18 protein-coding genes are annotated in these 16,210 nt (G+C 63.0%); 7 read left to right on the top strand and 11 right to left on the bottom strand.

What is annotated here, in order from left to right; genetic code table 11:
* Positions 1-148 precede the first annotated feature (148 nt).
* Together ACH2EI_RS20175 and ACH2EI_RS20170 are read left to right on the top strand one after the other, a co-directional pair.
* A complete protein-coding gene (locus tag ACH2EI_RS20175; protein ID WP_395161359.1) occupies positions 149-679 on the top strand; it encodes a hypothetical protein in 531 nt (176 codons plus the stop codon).
* 45 nt (positions 680-724) lie between these two features.
* Positions 725-1,369: a superoxide dismutase family protein gene (locus ACH2EI_RS20170; RefSeq protein WP_395161357.1), complete on the top strand. Its 645-nt coding sequence runs from the start codon at positions 725-727 to the stop codon at positions 1,367-1,369.
* Positions 1,370-1,469: 100 nt separating this feature from the next.
* On the opposite strand, the gene ACH2EI_RS20165 is transcribed toward ACH2EI_RS20170, so the two are convergent.
* The 9 genes from ACH2EI_RS20165 to ACH2EI_RS20125 form a co-directional block, all read right to left on the bottom strand.
* On the bottom strand, positions 1,470-1,865 hold the full coding sequence (locus ACH2EI_RS20165; protein ID WP_395161355.1) for a hypothetical protein: 396 nt from the start codon (positions 1,863-1,865) through the stop codon (positions 1,470-1,472).
* A gap of 61 nt (positions 1,866-1,926) precedes the next feature.
* Positions 1,927-2,691, bottom strand: a complete 765-nt coding sequence (gene paaC, locus ACH2EI_RS20160; protein WP_395161353.1) for a 1,2-phenylacetyl-CoA epoxidase subunit PaaC — start codon at positions 2,689-2,691, stop codon at positions 1,927-1,929.
* Positions 2,688-2,963: a 1,2-phenylacetyl-CoA epoxidase subunit B gene (gene paaB, locus ACH2EI_RS20155; protein ID WP_395161351.1), complete on the bottom strand. Its 276-nt coding sequence runs from the start codon at positions 2,961-2,963 to the stop codon at positions 2,688-2,690. The genes paaC and paaB overlap by 4 nt, the downstream gene beginning before the upstream one ends.
* Positions 2,960-3,178, bottom strand: a complete 219-nt coding sequence (locus tag ACH2EI_RS20150) for a hypothetical protein (protein WP_395161349.1) — start codon at positions 3,176-3,178, stop codon at positions 2,960-2,962. The genes paaB and ACH2EI_RS20150 overlap by 4 nt, the downstream gene beginning before the upstream one ends.
* Complete coding sequence (locus tag ACH2EI_RS20145; RefSeq protein ID WP_395154805.1) at positions 3,175-3,660, bottom strand: iron-sulfur cluster assembly protein; 486 nt, start codon at positions 3,658-3,660, stop codon at positions 3,175-3,177. Before ACH2EI_RS20145 ends, ACH2EI_RS20150 begins: the two co-directional genes overlap by 4 nt.
* Positions 3,657-4,592 carry a 1,2-phenylacetyl-CoA epoxidase subunit PaaA gene (gene paaA, locus ACH2EI_RS20140; protein ID WP_395154806.1) on the bottom strand — a complete coding sequence of 312 codons (936 nt, stop codon included), beginning with the start codon at positions 4,590-4,592 and terminating at the stop codon, positions 3,657-3,659. The genes ACH2EI_RS20145 and paaA overlap by 4 nt, the downstream gene beginning before the upstream one ends.
* Complete coding sequence (locus ACH2EI_RS20135) at positions 4,592-5,875, bottom strand: phenylacetate--CoA ligase family protein (protein ID WP_395154807.1); 1,284 nt, start codon at positions 5,873-5,875, stop codon at positions 4,592-4,594. The genes paaA and ACH2EI_RS20135 overlap by 1 nt, the downstream gene beginning before the upstream one ends.
* 84 nt (positions 5,876-5,959) lie before the next feature.
* The gene (locus ACH2EI_RS20130) at positions 5,960-6,454 is read right to left on the bottom strand and encodes a MarR family winged helix-turn-helix transcriptional regulator (protein ID WP_395161347.1); all 495 of its coding nucleotides are present in this window, start codon (positions 6,452-6,454) and stop codon (positions 5,960-5,962) included.
* Positions 6,447-6,884, bottom strand: coding sequence for a hotdog fold thioesterase (locus tag ACH2EI_RS20125; protein WP_395154809.1), 438 nt, complete (start codon positions 6,882-6,884; stop codon positions 6,447-6,449). Before ACH2EI_RS20125 ends, ACH2EI_RS20130 begins: the two co-directional genes overlap by 8 nt.
* A gap of 134 nt (positions 6,885-7,018) precedes the next feature.
* On the opposite strand from ACH2EI_RS20125, the gene ACH2EI_RS20120 reads away from it, so the two are divergent.
* Entirely contained in the window at positions 7,019-8,164 is a 1,146-nt protein-coding gene (locus ACH2EI_RS20120) for an epoxide hydrolase family protein (RefSeq protein ID WP_395154810.1), read from the top strand.
* The gene (locus ACH2EI_RS20115; protein ID WP_395154811.1) at positions 8,059-9,477 is read left to right on the top strand and encodes an MFS transporter; all 1,419 of its coding nucleotides are present in this window, start codon (positions 8,059-8,061) and stop codon (positions 9,475-9,477) included. The genes ACH2EI_RS20120 and ACH2EI_RS20115 overlap by 106 nt, the downstream gene beginning before the upstream one ends.
* Positions 9,478-9,543: 66 nt before the next feature.
* Here ACH2EI_RS20115 and murF read toward each other — a convergent pair whose 3' ends face one another.
* Positions 9,544-10,851 carry a UDP-N-acetylmuramoyl-tripeptide--D-alanyl-D-alanine ligase gene (gene murF / locus ACH2EI_RS20110; RefSeq protein ID WP_395161345.1) on the bottom strand — a complete coding sequence of 436 codons (1,308 nt, stop codon included), beginning with the start codon at positions 10,849-10,851 and terminating at the stop codon, positions 9,544-9,546.
* Positions 10,852-10,876: 25 nt separating this feature from the next.
* Here murF and ACH2EI_RS20105 point away from each other — a divergent pair, with 25 nt between their 5' ends.
* Positions 10,877-11,986, top strand: a complete 1,110-nt coding sequence (locus ACH2EI_RS20105; protein WP_395154813.1) for a D-alanine--D-alanine ligase family protein — start codon at positions 10,877-10,879, stop codon at positions 11,984-11,986.
* 8 nt (positions 11,987-11,994) lie between these two features.
* On the opposite strand, the gene ACH2EI_RS20100 is transcribed toward ACH2EI_RS20105, so the two are convergent.
* Complete coding sequence (locus ACH2EI_RS20100) at positions 11,995-12,588, bottom strand: TetR/AcrR family transcriptional regulator (protein WP_395154814.1); 594 nt, start codon at positions 12,586-12,588, stop codon at positions 11,995-11,997.
* A gap of 72 nt (positions 12,589-12,660) precedes the next feature.
* On the opposite strand from ACH2EI_RS20100, the gene ACH2EI_RS20095 reads away from it, so the two are divergent.
* Together ACH2EI_RS20095 and ACH2EI_RS20090 are read left to right on the top strand one after the other, a co-directional pair.
* The gene (locus ACH2EI_RS20095; RefSeq protein ID WP_395161343.1) at positions 12,661-15,015 is read left to right on the top strand and encodes an HAD-IB family phosphatase; all 2,355 of its coding nucleotides are present in this window, start codon (positions 12,661-12,663) and stop codon (positions 15,013-15,015) included.
* Positions 15,012-16,210: zinc-binding dehydrogenase (locus tag ACH2EI_RS20090; RefSeq protein WP_395154816.1), on the top strand; the 1,199-nt coding region annotated here is incomplete at its 3' end. The genes ACH2EI_RS20095 and ACH2EI_RS20090, both read left to right, overlap by 4 nt.

Raw genomic sequence — 16,210 nt, 5'->3', positions numbered from 1 at the left:
TGGGTGTGGGCGCTCAACCCTCGGAAGCCAGGCTTCTCCTGAATGTCCTGGCACCTCGGGTCAGAGCGTGACCGAATCGCCGCCTGACGTGACTGACGGCAAAGCGCTCGGCCCCGCTGTATCGAGCCTGGCAGTTAGCCTCTCCGGCATGAGCTCTGCCCGGCGTGCTGACCCGTTTGGGGTCGCCGCGCTCGCAGCAGCGGGTGCGATGGTGGCGCACGAAATCGGCTACCTCGGCGAGACCGACGAGAGCGTCGTGTCACACGAGTACTTCGGCATCCTCGGCCCGATTGTCATCCTCGCTCTGTGTACCGCAGCATGGTTCGGAGCTGTCCGAGTTCTTCGACGTGACACCGGCCGCGCTCCATCGCTCGCACTGCTAGCCGGCGTGCAGGTCGGCTTGTTCTCAGCGATGGAAATCGGTGAACGCATCAGCACCGGTTCGGCCAGTTCACTGCTGTCAACTCCCGTACTCCTCGGCCTGGCACTCCAACCGCTCGTCGCATGGGCTGCGCTGCAGCTGCTCAGCGCCAGCCGCCGGATTATCGAAGCATTCTTCGTTCCCGAAGCGCCGACCATCTCCCCTGTTGCTCCGCAGCTGCCGCACTGGCGCATCGACGTGCTCGTCGAAGCAGTGCTCGGCGCCCGGCTCCGTGTTCGTGGACCACCGATGGCCTGAGTTGCCTCAGCCATCCATTCACGAACAACACACAGGAGACCCTTCATGAATATCTCAATCACACGGCGATTTGCCGTGCCCGCACTGCTCGCACTCGGACTCGCCGCATGCGGTTCCGATACCGACTCGTCCAGCACCGCTGCCGAACCCGTCACGACAGACATGGGCGACATGAACATGGACGACATGAACATGGACGACATGAACATGGACGACATGAACATGGGCGACGCCGATGCCACCCCGGCCGACGAGGTCGTCGGAGCGTCGCTCGCTCGCGGCGAGTTCGTCCTGATGGACACGCGGCCCGCCGGCTACGACGACGTCGCCGGTACCGCGGTCATTGCACGCCACACCGCTGGCACCACCGTGACGACCGAGCTCACCGGCCTCGAACCCAATGTCAAGTACATCAGCCACGTGCACGCGCAGGCCTGCACCGACGAGAATGCCGGTAATCACTACCAGTTCGAAATCGGCGGCGACACGACACCACCGAACGAGATTCATCTCGCCTTCACGAGCGACAACGATGGCAACGGCTTCATGACCGCCGAGAACGCTCAGATTGCCGGTGTCGACGCCGTGGCCTTCGTGGTCCACCCCGCCGAGTTCATGGACAACAAGATCGCCTGCGTCGACTTCATCGAAGACGAAGCCGGCATGAGGGGGCACACGGCCGACGGTTGATACCCGGTCGACCCCGCTGAACAACGCAACCTGAAATCGGAACGGAGCCGGCGCGACCACTTGGTCACGCCGGCTCCGTCGCGTTCGGAGGAGTTGTCGGTCAGGCCGAGATCAGCGACACCGTCAGGCTCAGCTTGTTGCCGTCGACACCGCCGAGCGCAACAGCGACAGCCGAGTTGAGGAAGGCAAGATCTTCGTTGGCCGTCTCAAACACGATCAGTTCCTGCGGGCCGGTGGCATCGGAACCGCGTCCGATCGCCTGGTACGCAACAGCATCGGCACCCTCACCGATGCGGGCACGAATCTCGAGCGCTTGCACGCCGTCAGCGCCCACGCGGACGATGTCGACGCCGGCAACCTTTCGTTCGCCTTCCCAGTGACTCGACGTTGCGGTGCCTTCGAAGGGAACGTCGACACGGAAGCCCGTCGCGATTCCGCCGATCGGCGTGAACTTGAGCTTGGCTTCAATCTGGCAGAACTCGGTCAGTGTGGGCATTGGTGTCTCCTGATGGTGATTGCGTTGAAATGAGAATGGTTGATTGCGTGAACTGTGCGGGTTACCAGACGGCAACCGGGTCGAGCGAGATGACCTTCAACAGGTCGGCCTGGAAGGCGTCAAAGCCGTCACTTCGCACAGTGCGGCGCTGATCGTTGAACTGGCCGGGCCCTGCGATGATGTCGACGTCGAGGTCCCACCGTTTGAGGTCGTCGAGAATCGCTTCGATCCAGAGCGCTTCAATGTCCGCTGACGACTGTACGACAAAGCCCTCAGCGAGCATCTCCGGTTCTGACGCGACCGAATCGAACAAACCGAACGCCATCGGCATCAGCCGTTCGATCGACGCGACGAGGCGCGCCGACTGATCAGTGGAGGCAAGGCGACTGAGGAACTGTTCGGCGTGAGCGAGATGGAACGACTCTTCGCGTTGCGCACGAAGCGAGAGTGCTGCAACCACAGGATCGGTGCACGACTCCAGCGCTTTCCAGCGCAGGTCTTCGGCTCGGTCGTACAGCCAGTGCCGGACCAGCGAATCGCTCCAGTCAGGACACTCGATTTCGGCCAGCCAGCAGCTGCGATACTCGCCCGGCGCGCGCTGCAACGCGAACGCGTCGAGCTGCGATCGGTCGGTTCCCGCGTCATCGAGTAGCAGTTCGTACAAGCCGATCGCGTGGCCGAGTTCGTCCTGGGCAATCGAACAGAACGCCAGATCTTCTTCAAGGAACGGGCCGAGGCCGATCCAGTTCGTGTGGCGGGCACCAATCATGTGCTCGTCGTCGGCGAGGGCGAGTAGATGCTCGCGGGCCGCTGCTGAAAGGCTCATGCTTCGGACTTCCGGTTCTCTTTGCGACGTGCAGCGACGACCGAGCCGTCGTTGTGGCGGTGCGATTTGTGGTCGTTGACAGCCATCGACTCCGGGTCGGCGACCAGCACGTGTCGACGATCGACCAACCACATTTCGGACCCTTCGGCCCGGCGATTGTGTGTCTCACGGGCGTACATCACAGCCATCTCAGGGTCAGCTGCGTCGAGTGAGCCGGCATGGCGGAACTCGTCGCGCCCCGGCTTCTTCAAAAAGACCTCGTACGTGTTCATGATCCAACCCTTCTGTATCGCACCATCTGTGACTGACTTTCCTGACGGCTCATCGCATCGCTGTTTCCGAAACCAACCATCTGTGACTGACTTTCCTGACGGCTCATCGCATCGCTGTTTCCGAAACCAACCATCTGTGACTGACTTTCCTGACGGCTCATCGCATGACTGTTTCCGAAACCAACCATCTGTGACTGACTTTCCTGACGGCTCATCGCATGACCTCGACGGGGTTGCGGCAGCTGTCACACCAGGCGACCGAGCGACATCGGGTGGGGCCAGCAAGGCTTTGGTCGACAACAGCGTCGCTGCCGCAAATCGGGCAGCGCAGGCCACCGTCTTTGCGTCGGAGTACCACCGTGAATTCGTCGGCCAGTGTCGTACGGGCGCGGTCGGTCAGCCGCCCGTTGGTCCATACCGGGCCAGGCAGCCATTCGACGGTGCAGTGCTCCACCTCGGTGAGCGTCAGCACGGCGCGCTTCACGTCGGTCGCGATCATGTCGAGGGCAGGACAGCCACTAAACGTCGGGATGAGGCCGATTGTTGCGACGTCGCCCGACTCCGAAACGGTGACCGACTCGACCAGACCGAGGTCGGCAATCGACACGTCCGGGTACTCCGGATCGTGCACGCTCGCGACGGCGTCGGTCACCGACCGGACAAGGACCTCAACCGAAACGGAAGAAAGAGTGCTCATTGCTCGAGCGCCTCTCGGACCCATGCCGTATCGGCCCAGTTGCCGGCGGCTGTTGCGATTCGTCGCGCCGAGTCAGGCCCACCGTTGCGCATCGTGGCCTTGAGCGGTTCCCAGTCGATCGAGCCGGCCTGCCATTGGCCGTCGGCATCCTGATGCAGCTCATTGTCGGGGATGTCGAAGCCATATCCATGGAGCAGCGGCACGTACTTCTGGACGTAGGCCTGACGGAGTACTTCGTTGCGCTCCGACTTAATTTTCCAACGGATCAGCAGATCGGCGTCACCTGCAGGCGAGTCAGGCCCGAAGAGTTGCACAGCAGGCCACCACCATCTCGTGAGCGCGTCCTGGAACATCTCGCGTTGCGTGTCGGTGCCGGTGGCCAGACGCAGCAGCATCTCTTCACCGTGGCGCATGTGGAAGCCCTCTTCGGCAACGATCCGCTTGAGGACCCGCTTGTACGGCCCATAGGTGCACTCGGCAAACACCGCACGCTGGCTCGCGAACGCTGCAGCATCGACGAGGAACGCAATGGCGACCTGATCGGCCCAGGTGACCGCTTTGTAGTGAAAGACGTTGTGGAATCGTGAGCGGCCGTCGAAGAGTTCCTCGAGCATTTCGGTGCGCGTCTTGACGCCCATGTCGGCAGCCACCATGTAGAGGAGGTGGGCGTGGCCGATCTCGTCCTGCGTCTTCGCGAGGAAGATCTGCTTGAGCCGGAGGCCGGGAGCGTGCGGGATCCAATCGCGCTCGGTCAGCCCACCCATCAGTTCTGAGTTGGCGTGAAACTCGATGAACCTGAAGACCTCGTTCCGGAACTCGTCAGGCATATCGTCTCCCGGCTCGACCATTCCGCCGGCATCGATGAATGCCTGGAAGTCGTCGAGGTCGGACCAGGTCCGCCCGGCTGTCAGTGCGTCAGCAAGGGTGTGCATCAGATGCTCCTATTATCGAGGGTTCGGCTTAACTTGCCGCCTTCGGATCGTGGAACAGATCCGGGTGGTTCGACCGACACGGTCACACCGAGGAGCAGCGACGTGCGCATCTCGGACTTGATCTCGGCGGCGAGATCGTTGTCGGATCGAGCGCTCTCCGAATCGTCTCGCTCGACACGAAGGTGCAACGTATCGAGCGTGCCGTCACGGTCGACAACGAGCTGGAAGTGCGGGCTGACGCCGTCGATGGCAAGCAGTGTGTGCTCGACCTGGCTCGGGTAGACGTTCACGCCACGGATGACGAGCATGTCGTCAGCGCGCCCGACAACGAACGACATGCGAGCATGTGTCCGGCCGCAGACCGCAGGCTCGCGGGTGATCGAGCAGAGGTCACCTGTCCAGTACCGCAGCACAGGGAACGCCTGCTTGGTGAGGCTCGTCAGCACCAAGACGCCAACTTCGCCGTCGGGCAACCGTTCTCCGGTGTCTGGGTCGACGATCTCGGGCAGGAAGTGGTCTTCCATAATCACGAGGCCGTCTCGGTCTGCCGTCTCACACGACACGCCCGGCCCGATCACTTCGGACAAGCCGTAGATGTTGACCGCGATGATGCCGAGACCGGCTTCGATTGCTTCGCGTGTCGCATTCGACCACGGCTCAGCACCGAGGACCCCGACCTGCAGCGAGCAGTCGGGTCCGGCGTCGCCGAGTAGCTCGGCCAAGGTCAGCGCATACGACGGCGTGCAGCAGATCGACTCGGGAGCAAAGTCTTCGAGCAGCATCAGCTGCCGTTCGGTGTTGCCTCCGGAGACCGGGATGACGTTGATGCCTGCTTCCGTGGCACCATCGTGCAACCCAAGCCCGCCGGTGAAGAGGCCATAGCCGTACGCGTTGTGCAGCATCTGGCCGGGCTCGATCCCGGCGCCGCGCAGGCAGCGGGCGACACAGTCGGCCCACACCTGGAGATCGTCGGAGGTGTAGCCAACGACGGTCGGTTTGCCCGTGGTTCCCGAGCTGGCGTGCACTCGAGCGAGCTCATCACGCGGGACGGCGAAAAGGCCAAATGGATAGTTCTCACGCAGGTCGGTCTTACGAAGGAACGGGAACTTCGCCAAATCGTCGAGCGTTGTCGGGTCGGCGACGTCGGCGATGCGCTCTGCCATGACGGGCACGTTGGCCCGCAGACTCGCAATCGTTGACTGCAAGCGTTCGAGCTGGAGCGCTTCGAGCTGCGGGCGCGGCATCGTCTCGATTTCATGCTGGTGAAATCCGGTAGTTGGCATGTCTTCCCCCTGGTTGAGAGTCAGTCTGACAGCTCGGTCAGAGATCGTCAAGGCCTTAATGATCTCCTAAACAGAAGCTCCGGGTCACTCAGCGTTGAGTATTTTCCGAAGCAGACCGGTGAACTGATCGAGCTCCGCTGGCGACAGCGCGGCGAACAACTTGCCCTCTCGCGTGTTCTGTGCCCGATAGGCCGTTCTCAACATCTCGACGCCCGCAGAGGTTGCGCTCACCGAGACGAGCCGACCGTCGTCATGGTCACGCTTGCGACGGGCCAGCCCCTCTTTTTCGAGCGTGGTGACGACACCGGACACAGCGGCTCGGGAGACTCCGGAGAGCCGTGCGATCTCTCGAACTTCCAAGGAGTCGAAGATCCAGACCGTGAACAACACGCGGAATCCGGCGATCGACAATCCGAGTGGCCGATGCACTTCGGATTCGAGGTCGCCGACCACTCGCGCCGAGACGCGGAACAGATCAAACATCGCAGCAAACGTGCCGAGGTCGATGGGGCGCTCGTCGTTGCCGAGTTCAACCACCCGTTCAGCGGCGCGCCGTTCGAAGTTGTCGGGCTCAGTCATTGGGCTCCGTTCCGAGCGCTTCGACAACCGAGCCGCCGAGCGTCAACGTCTGACCCCGGAAGATCGCAATGGTCTCCCCCGCCTCGTTCAGTACATCCACGTCGTGCACGGTGTTGCGCCCACGAATTGCGACAGTCCGGCTGGTGGCGGTCAGCCGGTCGCCTGCGTAGGCCGCCTTGATCCATTCGATTGACGCTGTGGTGGCGAGTGACTTCTCGTCACCCGCGTTCGATGCGTGGCCCATCACCGTGTCGGCGAGGGAGAAGATGATGCCGCCATGGCACGTGCCTAACCCGTTCGTCATCGCGTCGGTCACCGTCATCGATGCAGTGGCAGCTCCGAGTTCGGCACCGGCGATGACGATGCCGAGGCCCTGCGCTACATCGTCTCGCTCGTGCATTGCGGCAGACGCTGCAGTGATCTGACTCATCTGGCGAACCATAGTTTCCCTTGCCGCCGCACAGGCGAGCCCGTGTGAGACAGCGTTGATGGATTCGCTGCTCACCGTCACCCGGCTGCCCCTCCGCTGCGTCCCAGCAAAGCATCGGCTCCTACCGTCATGACATGCACATGGAGATCCTCCCGTTCACCATCGCTGTTCCCGACGCCATCATCGATGACCTGCACACTCGGCTCACCAACACCCGGTGGCCCGAGGCCGAGTTGGTCGATGACTGGAGCCAGGGCGCGCCATTGGCTTATGTCCAAGAGGTGTGCGAGTACTGGGCCAACGGGTACGACTGGCGCACGCGCGAAACAGCGTTGAACCGGTTCGATCAGTTCACCACCGAGATCGACGGCCTCGATCTGCACTTCATCCATCAGCGATCGCCGCACGCCAACGCCACTCCGCTGCTCCTGAGTCACGGATGGCCCGGTTCCATCGTCGAGTTCCACAAGGTGATCGAGCCGCTCACCGACCCGACCCGGTTCGGCGGCGACGCTGCCGATGCGTTCCATGTCGTCGCGCCGTCACTGCCCGGCTACGGGTTCTCGGCTAAGCCGACCGAAACCGGCTGGGGCATCGACCGGATCGCTGGCGCTTTCGCCACGTTGATGAGTCGGCTCGGGTACGACAAGTACGTCGCGCAAGGTGGCGACTGGGGCGCCGGCATCACCACCGCGCTCGGGGCGCTCGACCCAACGCACTGCCAAGCGATCCACGTGACGCTCGCCATGGGCGCTCGGCCCAAACTCGACAAGGAACTCACCCCCGAAATGCACCATGCGCTCGAGCGACTGCAGTTCTACCGCGACTGGGACTCGGGCTACTCGAAGCAGCAGGCAACTCGTCCGCAGACGGTGGGCTACGGGCTCGTCGACTCACCGTCGGCGCAGGCCGCCTGGATCATCGAGAAGTTCTGGGCGTGGACTGACAACGACGGGCATCCCGAAGACGTGCTCGACCGCGACGAGATGCTCGACAACATCATGCTGTACTGGATCAACGGCAACGGCGCGTCGTCGGCACGGCTGTACTGGGAGAGCTTCGGGAAGGGCACGCGACACGTCGTCACGATCCCCTCGGGCTTCGCCGTGTTCCCGAAAGAGATTTCCCCGCCGATCCGAGAATGGGTCGCCGACAGCTACACCGACATCGTCCGTTGGCAGCGTTACGACAAGGGTGGACACTTCGCAGCGTTCGAGGTTCCCGAGGTCTTTGTGGCCGAGATCAGGTCCATGTTCCGGCGATATCGTCCGGGATTCTGATTTCTTTCGACCACACATCGACTGAGCCTCCTGCGCACGGTCAAGATCCCGGCAGCGCCAAGGCGGCGTTGTCGTACCGATCGTTCCGCATCATCTTCATCGGGTTGGCGCTGTCCCAAGTCGGCACCTGGATGCAGAACTTCACATTGCCCGCCTACATCCAGGCCCGGACCGATCGTCCGGCACTGGTGGGTGTCACGATCTTCATGCAGCTCGGTCCGCTCCTCCTGCTGTCGATCCCTGCCGGCGTGCTCGCCGACAAGGTCTCAAAGCAGAAGCTGCAGCTCACAATGCAGGCTGCATCGGCAATTCTCACGCTATTCCTTGCGTTCTTCGTGGCTCGCGATGCTGCACTCCTCGCGATCTTCGGAACACAGTTCGCGATCGGTGTTGCGAACGCACTCAACGCTCCGGCGTTTCAGGCGAGCATGCCGTTGCTCGTGCACCGTAAAGACCTGCCCGGTGCGATCAGCCTGAACTCGGCAATGATCAACGGCAGCCGCGTGATGGGCCCCGTCCTTGCTGCAGTGCTCGCATCAGCCGGGATGAGCACCGCACAGATTTTCGTCGTCAACGCCGGGACCTATGTCTTCTTCATCGTGGCGCTGCTCATCGCCCGCATGCCCGACGTTCGTGGCACGTTCCCAGAAGTCGGGTGGCGTCGCTTGCTGACCGGTACGAACATCGTCCGCAACCGCGCCGTGCTCTCGCGACTTCTCGTCGGCATGTTCTTGTTCTCGCTGTTCAGCCTCCCGTTCGTCGGCTTGTTCCCGTCGATTGCGCAACTCAACTTCGGGTTCGATCCGCTCGGCAACTCGTATCGAGGGCTGTATGCCACCTGGGGCTTCGGCGCGTTCTTCGGCGCGATCTCGGTGGGCACCTGGCTCTCTGATATCCGCCGACATACGTTGATCGTCCGCGGCTTCACTGCGTTCGCGATCGCCCTTGGTGTCTTCAGCCAACTCCGAGACGGTGTGTCGCCGTACCCGGTCGGCTTCGTCCTCGGCTTTGCCTACTTCATGACCGCCACGGCGATCACGACCGAACTCCAGTTGAACCTGAAAGACACCGAGCGTGCATCGGTGATGCCGCTGTGGTTCATGGCGTTCGGCGGCACCGTGCCGATCGGCAACCTGGTGTTTGGTGTCGTGATCGAATGGGTCGGCGCACGTGCCGTGCTCGGTTTCGGCGCCGTGTTCGCGCTCTTCCTCGCCTACTGGGTTGACCTCCGCCAGTTCAAACGGAGCGCCTTCCTTCCCGAACAAGATGGCGGCGAGAAGTACACCCCGGTCAACGCCAGCCGCTTCATTTAAACAATTGCGCATGGGGTCAGGCCCCTTTCGCAACTCTGCGAGCAGTTGCGCAGCGCTATCGGACCGCTATCTGAGGAGTTGCGCAACAATCCTCTCGAGGCCTGCTGAACGGCTTGCCTTGACCAGTACAACGTCGCCGGCTCCGAGTGCGCCGATGAGGCCGACCGGATCGTCGGTTGAGCGCACGCCGTACAGGTCGGTGCCGGTGGCGACCAATTGGATGCCGAGCGTTTCTGCGATCCGTGAGACTTCCCGATGTCCTTCGACTTCGTCCTGGAGTTCGCCCATCAGACCGAGGATTGCGATCCGCCGATCAGCACGCATCGCGGCCACTGCTTCGAGGGCCGCTGTCATCGACGTCGGATTCGCGTTGTATGCGTCGTTGATCACCGTTGCACCGCTCAGAGCGGTCGACACTTCCATCCGCATCGCGGACATCTGAGCGTTTGCCAACGCCGCGATTGCAGCGTCGAGTGACACGCCGACCGAACCAGCAACAGCAATCGCCGCAGCAGCGTTCATCGCCATGTGTTTGCCGCTGATCGCCAACTGCACATCGCCACTCCCCCACGGTGTGTCGACCCGGAAGCTTGGTCGGGCCAGATCATCGAGTACAAGGTTGCTGATGCAGATGTCGCCCCCGCCGTTGGCCGCTGTGCCGTAGGTCAGGACCGATGCACCCGTGTGCTTCGCCATGGCAGCAACACGGTCGTCGTCGGCGTTGAGGATTGCTGTGCCCGACTTCGGGAGTGCGGCGACCAGCTCCTGCTTTGCCTTCGCCACACCGTCGATCCCGCCGACGCGTTCGGTGTGTGAGTAGCCGACGGCCGTCACGACGCCGATGTCTGGTCGGGCGACTTCGCACAAGGAGGTGATCTCGCCGAACCCGCGCATCCCCATTTCGAGAACGAGCACCTCGGTGTCATCCGGTGCATTGAGAATCGTCATCGGCAAGCCCTGCTCGTTGTTGAAGCTGCGCTCGTTCGCCGTGGTCTTGCGCTCCGCCGAGCACGCCGCGGAGATCAGGTCCTTCGTCGAGGTTTTGCCGACGCTGCCAGTGACGCCGACCACCGTCGTATCAAGTTGCAGTCGGGCCCAGCCTGCGAGGCGCATCAACGCGACTGCGGTATCGGCAACTTCGATGGACGTGCCGTCTTTGCGCCACGGGTCGGCTTGCGATGTCAAGTGCGCTACAGCGCCGGCTTCACGGGCGGCTCCGATGAACTCGTGACCGTTACGCTCGGCGACGATCGGCACGAACAATTGCCCTGGGATCAACGAGCGGGTATCGAACGATGCCCCATCGAATACGACGTCGGGCCCCAGCAGACGTCCCGATATACCTGCAGCTGCTGATGATGCCTGAATCCTCACGGTCCGGAACGGTACCGTCACGGCCATGCCCGGTGATGAAACAGAACGGATCAATCTGATCGTGTTGTTTGGCGGCCAAAGTGCCGAACACGACGTGTCGTGTACGACGGCTGCGCATGTCTTGGCCGCTGCTGATCCGGCAAAGTACGACATCACGCCAATCGGAATCTCGACCGACGGACAGTGGGCACTCGCCGACGGTGCGCTTGCCGCACTTCGCCGGGGCCCAAACGCGCTCCCTTCACAGCTTGACCCGTCGGGTTCAGATGTCTCGCCGACACCGATGCTTGCGAGCGCCTCCGATGCCCCGGGACAAACGGTTGTCATGCCGCTTCTCCACGGCCCGATGGGCGAAGACGGCACAGTGCAGGGCCTGCTCGAACTCTCTGGCCTCGCGTACGTCGGGGCTGGTGTGCTCGGCTCGGCAGTCGCGATGGACAAGGCAATGGCCAAGCAGGTCTGCACCGCTGCCGGCATTGCGCAGGCTCGCTACCGGGCCTTTGCTGAGCACGAGTTGACGCCTGCCCTCGCCCAAGACATCGCCGACGATCTCGGCCTGCCCGCATTCGTGAAGCCTGCGAACATGGGTTCGTCGATTGGAGTGTCAAAAGCGAGCACCGTCGAAGAACTCCGAGACGCCATCGACCTGGCGCTCAGCTACGACGAGATGATCGTTGTCGAAGAGGCCGTCGTTGGCAAAGAGATCGAGGTCGCTGTGCTCGGCAACACCGATCCGCAGGCCGCGACACCCGGTGAGATCGTGCCTGGCGATGACTTCTACAGCTACGAAGACAAGTACATCAGCGACCGCTCGTACGCGGTGATCCCTGCACCGATCGGCGAGGCGGCACTCGCCGAAGCGAAAGAACTGGCGATCGCGACGTTCCGCACACTGCGGTGCGACGGGCTCGCACGCGTCGATTTCTTCTGGGAAGACCCGAGCACCCAAATCAACGGCAGGCCAGGTCGCGGGTTTTTACTTAACGAGGTGAACACGATGCCCGGCTTCACGCCCATCTCGATGTTCCCAAAAATGTGGATCGCCGATGGTGTCAGCTACCCCGAGATCATCGATCGGCTTGTCGACCTCGCCATCGAGCGGCACGGTCGCCGCCGTCGAAACACCGCTCACTGACTCGCCGGTCAGGCTTGGAGTGCGGCGCGTAGAAACGCACGCAGCTCGTCACGGAGCGATCGCAACCCGGCTGCATCGGCGGTCCAGCCGACCGCACGCAGCACCTCGGGCTCGGTCGCGATACCAGTGATCGTCGCGTACCCGAGTGCCGCAATCAGCCGCGGGTCGCCCGCCCTCAGTCGCCCTGCTGCCATCTCGTCGCCGAGGTAGGCAACGGCGCGGTCGATAAGCGGAGCAATGCGTTCGGCAAGTCGATCGGCTTGCCCATGGCTTAATCGGCTGACCTCACGGACCAATCCGAGCAGCCCAGGTCGGCGCACGGCAGGCCGAAATACCGCCCGAACAACGGCGTCGATCCGATCGAGCGGATCGTCAGGCGCCGACCTGACGGCGGCGTCGATCACGCTGACCAATTCGGCAGCCACCTTGTCGAGAACCCCGTCGACCAGAGCTTCTTTCGAATCAAACCAGTACAGGACCGTCTGTTTGCGTACCCCGACGTCACGCGCTATCTCGTCGAGCGACACGGCAACAACACCACGTACGCCGAACAGGTCGAGCGCCGCATCGAGGATTCGCTCACGAGTCGTTCGATCGGTCACTACCTACCTCCATTGCATCATCATGACATCTCTCTCTACCAATTGGTAGACAATCGTGATAGAACGTCAGACGTGATCGCCGAATCCCTTGCGGGCAAACGTATTGCCATCACCGGCTCGACCGGTTTTGTTGGCACGGCACTCGTCGAGCGCATGTTGCGCTCGGTCCCCGACTGCGAACTTGTTCTGCTCGTCCGCGACGGCAAACGCACTCCTGCCGCCCAGCGGACGCAGAAAGAGATCCTGAAGAACAACGCATTCGACCGGCTCCGCGAGAAGTTCGGTGCCCCTGATTCGAGCGAAACCTTCGCCGAGATGACCGATCGTCGCATCACCACGATCGCCGGTGACGTCAGCCGTGACGGCCTCGACCTCAATGACACCGATCGGGCGACGTTCGCCAGCTGCGACACCATCATTCACTCGGCCGCCGCCGTCTCGTTCGACTCGCCACTCAACTCGGCCGTCGAGATCAACCTGCTCGGCCCCGTACGCATCGCCGAGCTGTGCAACGAGATCGGCATCACCCCTCACATTGTTGCGGTGTCCACCTGCTACGTCGCCGGCAACCGCCGCGGCCGGGCGCCAGAAGAACTCGTTAGCGAAGGCCCGTGGGACATCGGCCTTGACTGGCGCAGCGAAGTCGCATCGGCCCGCCGCCTGAAGGGCGACACCGAAGCAATCAGCCGGACACGTGAGAACCTCGAACGATTCCGCAAGGACGCCCGCACCGAACTCGGTGCCGCCGGCGCACCAGCACTCGCCGCAAAAACTGAGCAGCTCCGCGAGCGCTGGGTCCGTGCCGAACTGGTCGACGCCGGCCGGTCGCGTGCCGCCAGCCTCGGCTGGCCCGATGCGTACGCGTACACGAAAGCACTCGGCGAGCAGGCGCTCACCGAGATGAAGGGCGATGTGCCCGTCTCGATCGTCCGACCGTCGATCATCGAGTCGGCATGGGCCGAACCCAATCCCGGCTGGATCCGCGGCTTCCGCATGGCCGAACCGGTCATCATCTCCTTCGCTGGTGGCCTCCTCAAAGAGTTCCCCGGCGTCCCCGAGGGCACCGTTGACGTCATCCCCGTCGACATCGTCGTTGCCGCGATCATCGGCGTCGCTGGCGCAGGGCCCGACAAGGCCCCCAGGATCAGCCAGGTCGCGTCAGGTGGGGTCAACCCCCTGCGATATCGCGCCATGGTCGACTGGACCACCAAGTTCTTCACCGACAATCCGCTGTACGACAAAGACGGCCAGCCGATCATCGTTCCCGAGTGGAAGTTCCCTGGCCGCGGTCGCGTGCAGAAGCAGCTGACGCGAGCCCAGAAGGTGCTGACCACCGCTGAGAAGGCCCTGCAGACGCTTCCCCTGCGTGGCAAGCAAGCCGACTTCGCAGCTGAACTCGAATCAAAGCGGCAAGACATCGAGCGGGCGCTCGAATACGTCGAGCTGTACGGCCTCTACACCGAGTGCGAAGCGATCTACCAGATCGACAACCTGCTCGGCCTCTGGGACACGCTCGATGCTGACGACCAGCGCGACTTCAACTTCGACCCGCGGGTTATTGATTGGGATCACTACGTCAACAACATCCATTTGCCGTCGATCGTCCAGCACGCCCGCGTCAAGTCCACACCGGGCAAGTCAAAGGCGACCGACCGCATGGGCCGGATGCGCAAACAGGTCCTCGACCCGAAGCGTCACGTCGCTGCCTTCGACCTCGAGAACACACTGATTGCATCGAACGTCGTCGAGAGCTACTCGTGGCTGGCCACCCGCCGCCTCGATACGCCCGAGCGCCTCCGCTACGTGTTCCGCACGCTGCTCCAAGCCCCGGGCCTCCTCAAGATCGATCGCCAAGACCGCACTGACTTCCTGCGCCACTTCTACCGTCGGTACGAGAACGCACCGGTCGCTCAGGTTGAAGCCGACGCACGCGAGATGATGACGCAGCTCATCATGGCCAAGAGCTTCCCCGAGGGCCTTCGCCGCGTACGCGAGCACCGCGCTGCCGGCCACCGCACGATCCTGATCACCGGCGCACTGAGCTTCAACGTCGAAGGCCTGCGCCCACTGTTCGACGAGATCTTTGCTGCCGAGATGACCGTCAAGCCCAACGGCACCTACACCGGCGAAATGCCCGTCGTGCCGCCGACCGGCGAGGCCCGAGCACAGCTCCTCACCGACTACTGCGATCGCGAAGGCCTCGACATCGCTGAGTGCGTGGCCTACGCCGATTCCTCGTCCGACCTTCCGCTGTTCGAAGCCGTCGGCTTCCCAGTTGCAGTCAACCCGGAAACTCGGCTTGCCACGATTGCTCGCAAGCGAGGCTGGCTCGTCGAAAACTGGAGCAAGGCATCGGGCTCATCGCAGCCGATCCTGCCGATTGGCAAGTTGATGAGCGAGCGCGAACGAAAGGCATTCGTTTCATGAGGGCACTGCAGGTCCGGCGCAACGTCGCGAAGCTCGGCATGGCCCGGATTGCGTCAGCCGTGTCACCCACCATGGCGGCCAAAATGGGTCCGCTCGACCTGCGCACGATCGACGATCCATCCTGCCCCGGCGGCACAAACGCCACCGGCTGGCATCAGGTCAAGACTCGGCTCGCGGGCATCTGCGGCTCAGACATCTCGCTCGTCGAAGGGCACGCATCGACCTACTTCGAAGACTGGGTCAGCTTTCCGTTCGTCCCCGGCCACGAAGTCGTCGGCGAACTCGAGTCGGGCCAGCGCGTCATTCTCGAACCGGTCTTGGGCCATGCGGCGCGCGGCCTCCCACTTCCCTTCGAGGGCGCCTCACCCGCAGACGGCGACGACTACGCCCACCTCGCTATGGATTCCAACGGTGGAGCACTCGAAGCGGGCATCCAAACCGGCTTCTGCTGTTCGACCGGCGGCGGCTGGGCCCCCTGGTTCTGGGCCCACGAATCGCAGCTCCATCACATCGACGGTTCGATGCCCGACGAACGAGCTGTCCTGGTCGAACCGCTCGCTGGCGGCATTCACGCTGCCCTCCTGAGTCTTCCAAGCCTTGCTGGCATTGAGAATCCTGTTGTCGCCGTCCTCGGTGCTGGCACCATGGGCCTCGCAGCGATTGCTGGCCTCAAGCGCTACGTTCCCGAAGCCCGCATCGTCGTCGGGGCTCGCTACTCGCACCAGCAGGCCTTCGCCAAGGCGCTCGGAGCCGACGTCGTCGTTCCGGACAGCCAACTGCAGAGCGCCGTTCGCCGCCAAGTTGGCGGCATGGTCGTCGGCGGCCAACTCACCTCCGGCGCCCACGTCACGATCGACGCCGTCGGATCGAACTCCTCGGTCGTCGATGCGCTCGCGATGACCAAGCCCCGTGGTCGAGTCGTACTGCTGGGCATGCCCGCCGACGTCACCCTCGACCTCACTGGGCTCTGGCACCGAGAGACCGAGTTGAAGGGCGCCTACACCTACGGCACCGAGACCCTCGCTGACGGCAGCACCGCAAAGACATTTGACCTTGCCGTCGACACCGCCAACCACTTCGAGGCCGAGCGCTTACTCTCGGCCACCTACACGCTCGCCGATCATGTCGACGCCATCGCCCACGCGGCGACCGCCGGCCGACGCGGCGCCGTCAAAATCGCATTCGACCTGCGCAC

The sequence above is a fragment of the Ilumatobacter sp. genome (assembly GCF_041688325.1).
GTDB lineage: Bacteria > Actinomycetota > Acidimicrobiia > Acidimicrobiales > Ilumatobacteraceae > Ilumatobacter_A.
Note: the sequence above shows the minus strand (reverse complement) of the source record. Positions and strands in the feature narration are given on the sequence as shown.